The 13,066-nt window shown below is 74.2% G+C and carries 8 protein-coding genes, 1 pseudogene and 1 riboswitch; of the genes and pseudogenes, 6 read left to right on the top strand and 3 right to left on the bottom strand.

The window, feature by feature from the left end; all coding sequences use genetic code 11:
* Positions 1–327: 327 nt before the first annotated feature.
* Positions 328–1,209 (top strand): SGNH/GDSL hydrolase family protein, encoded by an 882-nt coding sequence (locus ACF053_RS21430; protein ID WP_391955364.1) that lies wholly within the window; start codon positions 328–330, stop codon positions 1,207–1,209.
* A 22-nt stretch (positions 1,210–1,231) separates the two neighbouring features.
* Here ACF053_RS21430 and ACF053_RS21425 read toward each other — a convergent pair whose 3' ends face one another.
* On the bottom strand, positions 1,232–3,238 hold the full coding sequence (locus ACF053_RS21425; RefSeq protein ID WP_391955363.1) for an ATP-binding protein: 2,007 nt from the start codon (positions 3,236–3,238) through the stop codon (positions 1,232–1,234).
* Between the two features lie 116 nt (positions 3,239–3,354).
* On the opposite strand from ACF053_RS21425, the pseudogene ACF053_RS21420 reads away from it, so the two are divergent.
* Positions 3,355–4,488: pseudogene (locus tag ACF053_RS21420) on the top strand (CobW family GTP-binding protein); the annotation flags it as partial.
* Between the two features lie 362 nt (positions 4,489–4,850).
* Here ACF053_RS21420 and ACF053_RS21415 read toward each other — a convergent pair.
* Positions 4,851–7,313, bottom strand: a complete 2,463-nt coding sequence (locus ACF053_RS21415) for a DNA gyrase/topoisomerase IV subunit A (RefSeq protein WP_391955362.1) — start codon at positions 7,311–7,313, stop codon at positions 4,851–4,853.
* Positions 7,314–7,497: 184 nt separating this feature from the next.
* Here ACF053_RS21415 and ACF053_RS21410 point away from each other — a divergent pair, with 184 nt between their 5' ends.
* The 4 genes from ACF053_RS21410 (at position 7,498) to ACF053_RS21395 (ending at position 12,414) form a co-directional block, all read left to right on the top strand.
* Positions 7,498–8,847: a M16 family metallopeptidase gene (locus ACF053_RS21410; protein WP_391955429.1), complete on the top strand. Its 1,350-nt coding sequence runs from the start codon at positions 7,498–7,500 to the stop codon at positions 8,845–8,847.
* Between the two features lie 26 nt (positions 8,848–8,873).
* Positions 8,874–10,241, top strand: coding sequence for a M16 family metallopeptidase (locus ACF053_RS21405; protein ID WP_391955428.1), 1,368 nt, complete (start codon positions 8,874–8,876; stop codon positions 10,239–10,241).
* Between the two features lie 258 nt (positions 10,242–10,499).
* Positions 10,500–10,663, top strand: a riboswitch (cyclic di-AMP (ydaO/yuaA leader).
* 13 nt (positions 10,664–10,676) lie between these two features.
* The gene (locus tag ACF053_RS21400; RefSeq protein ID WP_391955361.1) at positions 10,677–11,480 is read left to right on the top strand and encodes a M23 family metallopeptidase; all 804 of its coding nucleotides are present in this window, start codon (positions 10,677–10,679) and stop codon (positions 11,478–11,480) included.
* Between the two features lie 256 nt (positions 11,481–11,736).
* Positions 11,737–12,414 (top strand): GntR family transcriptional regulator, encoded by a 678-nt coding sequence (locus ACF053_RS21395; protein WP_391955360.1) that lies wholly within the window; start codon positions 11,737–11,739, stop codon positions 12,412–12,414.
* Positions 12,415–12,711: 297 nt separating this feature from the next.
* On the opposite strand, the gene ACF053_RS21390 is transcribed toward ACF053_RS21395, so the two are convergent.
* Positions 12,712–12,999 (bottom strand): HPr family phosphocarrier protein, encoded by a 288-nt coding sequence (locus ACF053_RS21390; RefSeq protein ID WP_391955359.1) that lies wholly within the window; start codon positions 12,997–12,999, stop codon positions 12,712–12,714.
* Positions 13,000–13,066 lie beyond the last annotated feature (67 nt).

The raw sequence follows: 13,066 nt of genomic DNA, 5'->3' as shown, positions 1-13,066 counted from the left end.
GGACGCGGGCGCGAGTGGACCAGAGCGGGCGCGGGCGACCCGGGCCGGGGGCCGGCGCCAGGGTGGAAGTCGATGGCGGGCCGGCGGGCCGGTCGGACCCCGGGCGGGTCCGGACCCAGGTCGGATGGAGCCCCGACCGCCGTTGCGCGAAGTCTTGACGGGTCGTCACGACCGCCACATATTACGTACCGGTAGTACGCACCAGTAACTGCGCGCAGTGCCTCATGACACGGCAGGCCGGACGGGACCGCCTGCCGCCCCCCGTTCGCCCCCGGCCTCCCGCCCGCCGGGGGCGACGCCTCCACCCCCACCGAAAGAGGCACCGCCATGCGTTCCGTCCCCCCGGGCCGCCGCGCCCGTACCGTCCTCGCCGCCACCACCACCGCCGCGGCCGCGCTGGCCACGGCCGCGCTCGGCGCCGGCCCCGCCGCGGGCGCCGAGACGTCGGTCGACCGCTACGTCGCGCTGGGCGACTCGTTCGCCTCGGCGGCCGGCGTGCCCGACCAGGTCGACTCGGCCTGCATGCGCTCCGACCGCAACTACCCGGCGCTGGTGCGCGCCTCGCTGACCCCAACCGCGCACCGGGACGTCTCCTGCGGCGGTGCCACCACCGTGCACATGACGACCGCACAGAACGCCTCGGCACCGCCCCAGTTCGAGGCGCTGAGTGCCGACACGGACGTGGTCACCCTCACCATCGGCGGCAACGACATCGGCTTCGCCGACATCATCGTCCGGTGCGTGAGCCTCGGCCTGTTCAACCCGTTCGGCTCGCCCTGCAAGAGCAGCTACACCTGGACCGGCACCGACCAGCTGGCCGCCACCATCAACGCCACCGCCCCGAAGATCGCGGGGGCCATCGACGGCGTCCGCCAGCGCGCGCCGCACGCGACGATCCTGGTCACCGGCTATCCCGCGATACTTCCCGACGACGGCACCAACTGCCCGACCGTCGTCTCGATCGCCAAGGGCGACGCCCCGTGGCTGCGCGACACCCACAAGCGCCTGAACGCGATGATCGCCACCCAGGCCGCCCAGCGGGGGGCCGTGTACGTCGACACCTACACCAAGTCGATCGGCCACGACGCCTGCAAGCCGGCCGGGACGCGGTGGATGGAACCGCTCTTCACCAACGCCGCCGCGCCGTTCCACCCGAACGCGGCGGGTGAACGGGCGATGGCCGACGCCGTGCTCGCCGCCCTGCGCTGACCGGGCGGTCGGACGGCACCACCTACGGGCACCCACCGGGCCCGGCCGCGGGGTCCGGTGCGGGCGCCCCCACCGCCCCGGGCGAGGAGCCCGGCCCGGGGCCCGGCGCCGGTTCCCCCGGGAGCCCGGGCGGCGGCTCCGGTACGTCCGGTACGCCCGCGCCCCCCGGCAGCGGTGCCCCCGGGGCCCCCGGATCCGGTACGTCCGTGAGTCCGGGCTCCGGCGCCCCGGAGGGCTCGGGTCCCACCGGGGAGGCCCCCCTCGCGGGCACGGCCCCCCTCGTGGGCACGGCTGCCCCCGCGGGCACGGCTCCCGCCGTGGGTGGTACGGCTGCCCCAGGGGGGCCGGGTTCGGGACCCGCCGGGGACGGGGCGGGTTCCGCGAGGGCCTCGGGCAGGGTCACCGTGAACTCCGCGCCGCCGCCCGCCGCCGTGCCCACCCGTACGCCGCCCCCGTGGCGCTCCGCGAGCCGGCGCACCAGGGGGAGGCCCAGGCCACGGCCGGCGCCGTGGGACGGCTTCCGCTTGGTGGACCAGCCCTCCGTGAAGACCGCCTCCCGGTGGTTCGACGGGACGCCCGGCCCGGTGTCGGAGACCCGCAGCACCGCCGTGCGCCCCCGCGCCACCAGCTCCACCTCGACCGCGGCGCCCCGTGATCCGGCCGCCGCGTCCACGGCGTTGTCCACGAGGTTGCCCACCACCGTCACCACCTCGCCCGGCGCGACCAGCCGGTCGGGCAGCAGCGAGCCGGGGGAGACCCGCAGGGCCACGCCGCGTTCGGCCGCCACCGTGGCCTTGCCCACCAGCAGTGCCGCGACCAGCGGGTCGTGCACCTTCTCGGTGACCTGCTCGGCGGTGGCCCGCCGCACGTCCGCCACCTCGACCAGGTACTCGACCGCGTCGTCGTACATCTCCAGCTGCAGCAGCCCCAGGAGCGTGTGCATCCGGTTGGCGTGCTCGTGGTCCTGTGCCCGCAGCGCGTCGATCAGGCCGTGCGTCGCGTCCAGCTCGCGCCCCAGCCGCTCCAGCTCGGTGCGGTCCCGCAGGGTCACCACCGCGCCGCCGTCGTGCGTCGGCATCCGGTTCGCCACCAGCACCCGCCGGCCCCGGACCGCCACCAGGTCCCCGCCCGTGACCCGGCCCCCCAGCACGTCCGCGGTACGGCCGCCGCCGAGCACCTCCTCCAGTGGCCGCCCGGTCACCTCGGGCCCGAGGTCCAGCAGCCGCTGCGCCTCGTCGTTGACCAGTCGGATGCGGCCGGCCCCGTCCAGGGCGACGACGCCCTCGCGGATGCCGTGCAACATCGCCTCCCGCTCGGCCAGCAACGCCGCGATGTCGGAGAACGCCAGGTCCCGCGTCTGCCGCTGGATCCGCCGGGCGATCAGCCACGCGGCCAGCGCCCCCGCCGCCAGGGCACCGCCCGCGTACGCGAGCAGCGGGGGGATCGCCGCGAGGAACCGGCCCCGCACGCTGTCGTACGCGATGCCCACGGAGACCGCGCCGACGATCCGCCCGTCCCCGTCCCGCAGCGGTGACTTGCCGCGGGCGGCACGCCCGAGCGTGCCGCTGTCGATCTCCAGGACGTCCCGGCCCGCCAGCACCCCGCTCGGGTCGGTCGACACCACCTCGCCGATCCTGGCCGGGTTCGGGTGGGACCAGCGGACGCCCCGCACGTCCATCACCACCACGTACTCCGCGCCCGTGGCGCGCCGGATCCGCTCGGCCTCCGCCTGGACCGGACCGTCCTCGGCGGGAGCCGACGACAGCAGCTCGCCGGCCAGCCGCGACGACGCCGTCGTCTGCGCGATGGCCAGTGCCCGCCGCATCGCCTGGTCGTCCAGCTGGCTGCTCAGCGGCGCCAGGAACAACCCCGTCACCAGCACCGTCACCCCGGCCGCCACCGCCAGCTGGATCAGCAGCACCTGTGAGAACACGCGGCGCGGACGGCCGAACGGCAGCCGGGGCGGCCGCGGCGGCCGGACGGGCGGGGAGCCGCGGGAGGGCGGGGGCGGAGGGAGGGCCGGGCACATGGCGGGACACGCTAGACGGCGACGCCGCCGGGCGGAATGGCCGCCGCCACACCGGGCACCCGCCCGCCTATCCTGAGGAACCCTCCGTTCCTCCGCGGCCGAGTGAAAGGTGCCCCTTGAGCGCGCAGCAGATCCCCGTCGTCGTCCTCGCGGGATTCCTCGGATCCGGCAAGACCACCCTGCTCAACCACCTCCTGCGCAGCGCCCGGGGCACCAGGATCGGCGTGATGGTCAACGACTTCGGCTCCATCGAGATCGACGCCATGACCGTCGCCGGCCAGGTCGGCTCGACGGTCTCCCTGGGCAACGGCTGTCTGTGCTGCGCCGTCGACACGAGCGAACTCGACACCTACCTGGACACGCTCACCCGGCCCGGCGCGGGGCTCGACGTCATCGTCATCGAGGCCAGCGGCCTGGCCGAGCCGCAGGAGCTGGTCCGGATGATCCTCGCGAGCGACAACGGCCGGGTGGTGTACGGGGGGCTCGTCGAGGTCGTGGACGCCGCGGAGTTCGACGCGACCCGCGCCCGGCACCCGGAGACGGACCGGCACCTCGCCCTCGCCGACCTCGTCGTCGTCAACAAGGCCGACCGGGTGCCGGAGGCCGAGCTGCGGCGCGTGGTGGACGCCGTGACGGGCGTCGCCGACCGGGCCGCGGTGATCGCCGCGGCGCACGGACGGGTCGACCCGGAGCTGCTCTTCGACCGGGCAGCCCGCCCCGAGGAGGACCCGGACGGCGTCCGGCAGCTCTCCTTCGAGGACCTGTACGCCGACGCGTACGAACGCGACCACCGGGAGCACCCGCACGCCGCCTACGAGACGGTGTCGTTCACGGCGGGGGAGCCGATGCACCCGCGGCGGCTGATGGACTTCCTGGACTCGCGGCCCGAGGGGCTGTACCGGATCAAGGGGTTCGTCGACTTCGGCGCCGCCGACCCGGACCACCGGTACGCCGTCCACGCGGTGGGCCGCTTCCTGCGCTTCTACCCCCAGCCCTGGCCGCCGGGGGAGCGGCTGACCGAGCTCGTCCTGATCGGCTCCGGCACGGACGGCGCGGCCCTGCTGCGGGGCCTCGACGCCTGCCGGGTGGCGGGCCCGCACGACGTGCCGGAGGAGCACGCCCTGTGGGGGGTCCTGCGGTACGTGCCCGAGCCCGATCCGGTCGACGGGGACCCGCAGGCCGTGCGCGAGCCCGGCGACGACCCGGACGGCGCCGCCGCGACGGGCGGGGCCCCGGCGGCGGCCGCCACGGCCCCCGGGCCTGCCCCCGACCCGGACGCCTACGCCGACGTGGAGGCCGACCCGTACGCGGGCCCGGACGCCTACGGGGACCCCGGCCCCGACCCGTACGCGGATCCCGACGCCTACGCGGACCCCGGCCCCGACCCGTACGCGGATCCCGACGCCTACGGGGACCCGGACCCGGACCCGGATTCCCACCCGGACCCGGACTCGTACGCCGACGACCCGGACCCGGACGACCCCGACCCGGCCCCCGAGCCGGACGACCCGCACCCCGCCCCGTACGGCGGCGCACACGCCCCGTACGGCGCCTGACGGACGACGGCAGGGGGCGCGGCCCACCACCCGGCGGACGCCACGCCCCCTGCCCGTCACGCCCCTTGTGCGACGGGCCCCGCCAGGACGGCCACCGGCTTGACCAGCGGCGTGCCCGAGCCGTCCCGGCGCGGGTCGACGTCCGGCAGCTCGACCGGCATCCCGTTCTTCTGGGCCGCCTTGGCCGGCGCCGCGCCCGCCCAGGCCAGCACCAGCACGTCCTCGCCCTTCAGGAACCGGTGGCAGCGCACGCCGCCGGTCGCCCGCCCCTTGCGCGGGTACTGGTCGAACGGCGTCAGCTTCGCCGACGTGCCGATCGAGGCGTCCAGCTGCCCGGTCGCGCCCGCCACCGTGAACACGAGGGCGTCCGCCGCCGGGTCGACCACGGTGAACGAGAGGACCCGCGCGCCCGCCGCCAGCTTGATCCCCGCCACGCCGCCCGCGGGACGGCCCTGCGGGCGCACCTGGGCGGCCTGGTAGCGCAGCAGCTGCGCGTCGGACGTGATGAAGACGAGGTCCTCGTCGCCGGTCCGCAGCTCGGCGCCGCCGACGATCCGGTCGCCCTCCTTGAGGGTGATGACCTCCAGCTCGTCCTTGTTCGCCGGGTAGTCGGGCACGACCCGCTTCACCACGCCCTGGAGCGTTCCCAGCGCGAGGCCGGGCGACGACTCGTCGAGCGTGGTGAGGCAGACGACCGTCTCGTCCTTCTCCAGCGTCAGGAACTCCGCCAGCGGCGCGCCACCCGAGAGGTTCGGCGCCGTCGCCGTGTCCGGCAGCTGCGGCAGGTCGATCACGGGGATGCGCAGCAGCCGCCCGCCGGACGTCACCGCGCCGACCGTGCCGCGCTGCGTCGCCGGCACGGCCGACACGATGACGTCGTGCTTCACGCGCTTGCCCTCGTCCTCCGGCAGCGGTTCGGCCGTCGCCGTGCGCGCCAGCAGGCCCGTCGAGGACAGCAGCACCCGGCACGGGTCGTCGGCGACCTCCAGCGGGACGGCCGCGGCGGGGGAGCCCGCCGACTGGAGCAGGACCGTGCGCCGCTCCGTGCCGAACTTCTTCGCCACGGTGGCCAGCTCCGACGAGACCAGCCGGCGCAGCTCCGCGTCCGACTCCAGGATGCGCGTCAACTGCTCGATCTCGCCCTTCAGCCGGTCCCGCTCGCCCTCCAGCTCCAGCCGGTCGAACTTGGTGAGGCGGCGCAGCGGCGTGTCGAGGATGTACTGGGTCTGGACGTCGCTCAGCGAGAAGCGCTCGATCAGCCGCTCCTTGGCCTGCGCGGAGTTCTCGCTCGACCGGATCAGCCGGATCACCTCGTCGATGTCGATGAGGGCCACCAGCAGCCCCTCGACCAGGTGCAGCCGGTCCCGCTTCTTGCCGCGCCGGAACTCGCTGCGCCGCCGCACCACCTCGAAGCGGTGGTCCAGGTAGACCTCCAGCAGCTCCTTGAGGCCCAGCGTGAGGGGCTGGCCGTCGACCAGGGCGACGTTGTTGATGCCGAAGGACTCCTCCATCGGCGTCAGCTTGTACAGCTGCTCCAGCACCGCCTCGGGGACGAAGCCGTTCTTCACCTCGATGACGAGCCGCAGTCCGTGCTCGCGGTCGGTGAGGTCCTTGACGTCGGCGATGCCCTGGAGCTTCTTCGCGCCGACCAGGTCCTTGATCTTGGCGATGACCTTCTCCGGGCCGACCGCGAACGGCAGCTCCGTGACGACGAGGCCCTTGCGGCGCGCCGTCACGTTCTCCACCGTCACCGTCGCGCGGATCTTGAACGAGCCGCGGCCCGACGCGTACGCGTCCCGGATGCCCGAGAGGCCCACGATCCGGCCGCCGGTCGGCAGGTCCGGGCCGGGCACGAAGCGCATGAGCGTCTCGAGGTCGGCGCCGGGGTGCTTGATCAGGTGCCGGGCGGCGGCGATGACCTCGCCCAGGTTGTGCGGGGGCATGTTGGTGGCCATGCCGACGGCGATCCCGGAGGCGCCGTTGACCAGCAGGTTCGGGAAGGCGGCGGGGAGGGCGATCGGTTCGCGCTCCTGCCCGTCGTAGTTCGGGACGAAGTCGACGGTGTCCTCTTCGATCGACTCCGTCATCAGGGACGTCGCGTCGGCCATCCGGCACTCGGTGTACCGCATGGCCGCCGGCGGGTCGTCGTTGCCGAGGGAACCGAAGTTGCCGTGGCCGTCGACGAGGGGCAGGCGCATCGAGAACGGCTGCGCCATGCGCACCAGCGCGTCGTAGATCGACGCGTCACCGTGCGGGTGGAGCTTGCCCATCACCTCGCCGACGACGCGGGCGCACTTGACGAAGCCGCGCTCGGGACGCAGGCCCATCTCGTTCATCTGGTAGACGATCCGGCGGTGCACGGGCTTCATGCCGTCCCGTGCGTCCGGCAGGGCCCGGGAGTAGATCACCGAGTACGCGTACTCGAGGAAGGAGCCCTGCATCTCGTCGACGACGTCGATGTCGAGGATGCGCTCCTCGAAGTCGTCGGGCGGCGCGGTCTTCGTGCTGCGGCGGGCCATCGCTGCTGCGGCTCCTTCACCAAGGTGGATCTGACGCCGACCATTGTGGACCGTCCCACTGACAGGACCGACCGCGACCCGGAAGAGGGACCCCGCAGCTTGCCGGGAACTTCGCCGTGCGGTGGCGCGCTTGCATACAGTGGCAGGACTTTTCCATGACGCGATCGAAGGGACGTACATGCCCATGGGTCACACGGCCACGGCCGAGGCCGGCTCCGGCGGCCTGACAGCGACCGAGCACCGGCTGGCCAACGGCCTGCGCGTGGTGCTCTCCGAGGACCACCTGACCCCGGTCGCCGCGGTGTGCCTCTGGTACGACGTCGGCTCCCGCCACGAGGTCAAGGGCCGCACCGGCCTGGCCCACCTCTTCGAGCACCTGATGTTCCAGGGTTCCCAGCAGGTCCGGGGGAACGGGCACTTCGAGCTGGTGCAGGGCGCCGGCGGCTCGCTCAACGGCACCACCAGCTTCGAGCGCACCAACTACTTCGAGACCATGCCCGCCCACCAGCTGGAGCTCGCGCTCTGGCTGGAGGCCGACCGCATGGGCTCCCTGCTCGCCGCACTGGACGACGACTCGATGGAGAACCAGCGGGACGTCGTCAAGAACGAGCGCCGCCAGCGGTACGACAACGTCCCGTACGGCACCGCGTTCGAGCGGCTGACGGCCCTCGCCTACCCGGACGGCCACCCCTACCACCACACGCCGATCGGCTCGATGGCGGACCTGGACGCGGCCACCCTCGACGACGCCCGCGCCTTCTTCCGCACGTACTACGCGCCGAACAACGCCGTGCTGTCCGTCGTCGGCGACATCGACCCCGAGCAGACGCTCGCCTGGGTCGAGAAGTACTTCGGCTCCATCCCGTCCCACGACGGCAAGCCCGCCCCGCGGGACGGCACGCTGCCGGACGTCATCGGCGAGCAGCTCCGCCAGGTCGTCGAGGAGGACGTCCCCGCGCGCGCCCTGATGGCCGCCTACCGCCTCCCGCACGACGGCACGCGCGCGTGCGACGCCGCCGACCTCGCGCTGACCGTCCTGGGCGGCGGCGAGTCGTCCCGGCTGCACAACCGGCTCGTCCGTCGCGACCGCACCGCCGTCGGCGCGGGCTTCGGCCTGCTGCGACTGGCCGGCGCCCCCTCGCTCGGCTGGCTGGACGTCAAGACGTCCGCCGGCGTGGAGGTGCCGGAGATCGAGGCGGCCGTGGACGAGGAGCTCGCCCGGTTCGCCGCCGAGGGCCCCACGGCCGAGGAGATGGAGCGGGCCCAGGCGCAGCTGGAGCGCGAGTGGCTGGACCGCCTGGGCACGGTCGCCGGCCGCGCGGACGAACTGTGCCGCTTCGCCGTCCTCTTCGGTGACCCGCAGCTCGCCCTCACCGCCGTCCGGCGCGTCCTGGACGTCACCGCGGAGGAGGTCCGGGAGGTCGCCGCCCAGCGGCTGCGCCCGGACAACCGCGCGGTGCTCGTCTATGAGCCCGCCAAGGGCGCCGACGGCGACCCGACCGACAGCGACGACGAGGAGGGTACGGACCAGTGAGCGACGCTGCCGTGTCTCTGACCAGCATGGAATTCCACCCGCAGCCGCAGGCCGGCGCGCCCCGCGTGTGGGCCTTCCCCGCCCCGGAGCGGGGCCGGTTGGACAACGGGCTGACCGTCCTGCGCTGCCACCGTCCCGGCCAGCAGGTCGTCGCCGTGGAGATCGTCCTGGACGCCCCGCTGGACGCCGAGCCGGAGGGCCTCGACGGCGTCGCCACGATCATGGCGCGCGCCCTGTCCGAGGGCACCGACAAGCACTCCGCGGAGGAGTTCGCCGCCGAGCTGGAGCGCTGCGGCGCGACGCTCGACGCGCACGCCGACCACCCGGGCGTGCGGGTCTCGCTGGAGGTGCCGGCCTCCCGGCTGCACAAGGCCCTCGGGCTGCTCGCGGACGCGCTGCGGGCCCCCGCCTTCGTCGACGGCGAGGTCGAGCGCCTCGTGCGGAACCGGCTCGACGAGATCCCGCACGAGACGGCCAACCCGGCGCGCCGCGCCGCCAAGCAGCTCTCCGCCGAGCTGTTCCCGGCCACCTCGCGGATGTCCCGTCCCCGCCAGGGCTCCGAGGACACCGTCGCCCGGATCGACGCCGCGGCCGTGCGCGCCTTCTACGAGGCCCATGTCCGTCCCGCGTCGGCGACGGCGGTCGTCGTCGGCGACCTGACCGGGATCGACCTGGACGCCGTCCTCGGCGACACGCTCGGCGCGTGGACGGGCGACGCGCCCCGGGAGCGCGCCGCGTCGGCCGTCACCGCCGACGACACCGGTCGCGTCGTCATCGTGGACCGGCCGGGAGCCGTGCAGACGCAGCTGCTCATCGGCCGCGTCGGCCCCGACCGGCACGACAGCGTGTGGCCGGCCCAGATCGTCGGCACGTACTGCCTGGGCGGCACCCTCACCTCGCGCCTGGACCGCGTCCTGCGCGAGGAGAAGGGCTACACCTACGGCGTGCGGGCCTTCGGTCAGGTCCTGCGGTCGCTGCCGGACGGTTCGGGCGCGGCGATGCTCGCCATCAGCGGCTCGGTGGACACCCCCAACACCGGCCCCGCCCTGGAGGACCTGTGGAAGGTGCTGCGGACCCTCGCGGCCGAGGGGCTGACCGACGCGGAGCGTGACGCCGCCGTGCACAACCTGGTGGGCGTGGCGCCGCTCAAGTACGAGACGGCGGCGTCCGTCGCGGCCACGCTCGCCGACCAGGTCGAGCAGCACCTGCCGGACGACTTCCAGGCCCGGCTGTACCAGCGCCTGGACGCGACGGGCACGGTGGAGGCCACGGCCGCGGTCGTGAGCGCCTTCCCGCAGGACCGCCTCGTCACCGTCCTCGTGGGTGACGCCGCGCAGATCAAGGCGCCGGTGGAGGCGCTCGGCATCGGTGAAGTCACCGTCGTGGCGGGCTGATTGACACCGGGTCCGGAGCCGCGCGCGGAACCTCGTGTTCCCGTCGTCCCGGCACCGGGAGGGGCACACGGAGCCCCGGCGTCCCGAGGGACGCCGGGGCTCTCCCCTTGCCGGCCGGGTGTCCGTTTTGTGGGCAAGGCGGGGTGTCTGCACTGTGGCGTGCGCTACAAAAAACCGCGTCCGTTTGGTTATTGAAAGATCAGCCGCTTAGCGTCTTAGTCGCTGTCCGCCCGCATGATCCGCCGCACCCGCGGCATCGGGCAGCGATCGCCGAATCCCCGTCAGGCGCGAGCCTGGGGAGCCGGGGACCCACCGTCCCCTGGGGTGAATCGGACGCCTTCGCCACCGTGCGGAGGGGCCCGTAGGAGACCTTCCTGCTCCGAACCCGTCAGCTAACCCGGTAGGCGAGAGGGAAGGAAAGGACACGTCCACTTCATGGCGTTCACCCGTGCCACCGGGAAGCACCGCGCCCCCAGCCGTCTGAGCCGCAAGAGCGCCCACGCCGCCGGCGTCGCCGCACTCGCCACCTCCGGCGTCATCGGAACCCTCGCGTCCCCGGCCTTCGCCGCCGAGGCCGACCGGACCGCGGCCCCGGAGGACACCGGGCTCACCACCGCCATCGCCGACTACGAACTGGCCGACGAGGTCGCGGACCAGGCGTCGGCGCAGGAGCTGGCCGCCGAGGTCGCCGAGCGCCAGGCGGAGGCCGAGATGGCCGCCAAGCGCAACGCCGAGGCCCGCGCCGAGGCGGCCCGCAAGGCCGAGGCCCGCGCCGAGGCCGCCCGCGAGGCGCAGGAGCGCGCCGACCGCGAGGCGGAGCGCAAGCGTCTGAACAGCTTCACGCTGCCCGTCGCCGGCTCGTACGTCTCCACCGCCTACCAGTCGGCCGGCGCGATGTGGTCCTCCGGCAGCCACTCCGGTGTCGACTTCCACGCCCCCTACGGCTCCACCGTGGTCTCCGTGGGGCTCGGCACCGTCGTCGAGGCCGGCTGGGGCGGCGCCTACGGCAACAACGTCGTCATCCGCATGAACGACGGCACCTACACCCAGTACGGCCACCTCGCCTCGGTCGGCGTCTCCGTCGGCCAGAGCGTCGCGCCGGGCCAGCAGATCGGCGTCTCCGGCTCCACCGGCAACTCCTCGGGCCCGCACCTCCACTTCGAGGCCCGCACGAGCGCCGAGTACGGCTCCGACATCGACCCGGTGTCCTACCTCCGGGCCCGCGGCGTCAACGTCTGACCCGCCACCCGCTCACGGAGGCCCCCGCTCGCCGACGAGCCGGGGCCTCCGCGCCGTTCCGGCCCCCAGGGGGTGTCCCGCCGATCAGGTCGGCGGGACACCCCCTCCCGCGCGCCCGCGCACGTCCAAAAAAGCACCACGAATTCAGGCCCGGCATCGGAAAATCGGTGTGGTTGCCATAGAGTCACCGCAACAGCGTCGAACTCCTGGGTGTCGCGCGGATTAAACGGTGGGCGGAGCGGTTCGGAGGTTCGGTATGCGCATTCCCGCGCATTCGGTGTGCACGGCGATCCGGGCGGACATCGTCTCCGGGGCGCTGCCGCGCGGCAGCCGTCTGACGGAGGAGCAGCTCGCCCGTCGCTACGGCGTCTCCCGCGTACCGGTCCGCGAGGCGTTGCGCACCCTGGAGTCCGAGGGCTTCGTCACCTCCCGCCGCCACGTCGGCGCCTGCGTCGCCGAGCCCTCCGAGCAGGAGGCCGCCGACCTCCTGGAGATGCGCGCGCTGCTGGAGCCGCTCGGCGCCGCCCGCGCCGCCCAGCGGCGCACCGACGCCCACCTGAAGGTGCTGCGCGGCCTCGTCCGGCTCGGCCAGGAGGGGGCCCGCCGCGGCCCAGGTGAGGACCTGCGCGCGCTCGGGGGCTGGTTCCACGAGACGCTCGCCCAGGCGTCGGCGAGCCCCGGCCTCTCCTCGTTGCTCACCCAGCTGCGCCACAAGATCGCCTGGATGTACGTGGTCGACGAGCCCGCCCACCCGACGGACGCCTGGGCCGAGCACGGCGCCATCGTCGACGCCGTCGCCCGCGGCGACGCGGAGCGCGCCCGGGCGCTCACCGCGCAGCACGCCGAACGCTGGCGCGGCTCCCACCGGCTGCGCCGCGCGAACGGTGTGAGGGGTTCGCAACCTCCCGTAAACACCGCCGGCGCACGGCATTAACAGCGGCCTCGTATACAAAAAGGCGGGCGCGCCCCGAGTCCTTTCCGCCCGAGGCGGGCGCCCGGAAAAGGGGGCGGCGTGGAACGCGGTGCGGGAAATGGTGGCGGGGACGCGCGGCGACGAGGCGACACCGGCATGTCGTAATGCGCCGACGGTCGGGAATTCGTCCGGGGAAAGCGCCCGTCCCCCCGGTAATCCCTCGCGCCCGGAATTCCCCGCCCGCGCGCCCACTCCGGCAACGACAAGAGCCGCACCCCCGGCCAGGGGGTGCGGCTCCGTCGTGCTGCCGGGGGACCGTCAGACGGTCTCGGGCAGCTCCTCCAGGCCCTCGGCGACCAGCTTCGCCAGACGGTCCAGTGCCGCCTCGGCGTCCGCGCCCTCGGCGTCGGAGGCCAGCACGACCTCCTCGCCGCCCTGCGCGCCGAGACCCAGCACGGCGAGCATCGACGCGGCGTTGACCGGGGTGCCGCCGGCCTTGGCGATCGTCACGGGGACGCCCGACGCCGTGGCGGCACGGACGAAGATGGAGGCGGGGCGGGCGTGCAGGCCCTCGGCCCAACCCACGTTGACGCGGCGCTCAGCCATGGTGTTGCCCTTCACGTGCTAGTGGTTGTCTAGACCAGTCTCCCATATGCGGAAGAGTGGCGGAACC

Source organism: Streptomyces kanasensis (assembly GCF_043077165.1).
GTDB classification, from domain to species: Bacteria; Actinomycetota; Actinomycetes; order Streptomycetales; family Streptomycetaceae; genus Streptomyces; species Streptomyces changanensis.
Note: the sequence above shows the minus strand (reverse complement) of the source record. Positions and strands in the feature narration are given on the sequence as shown.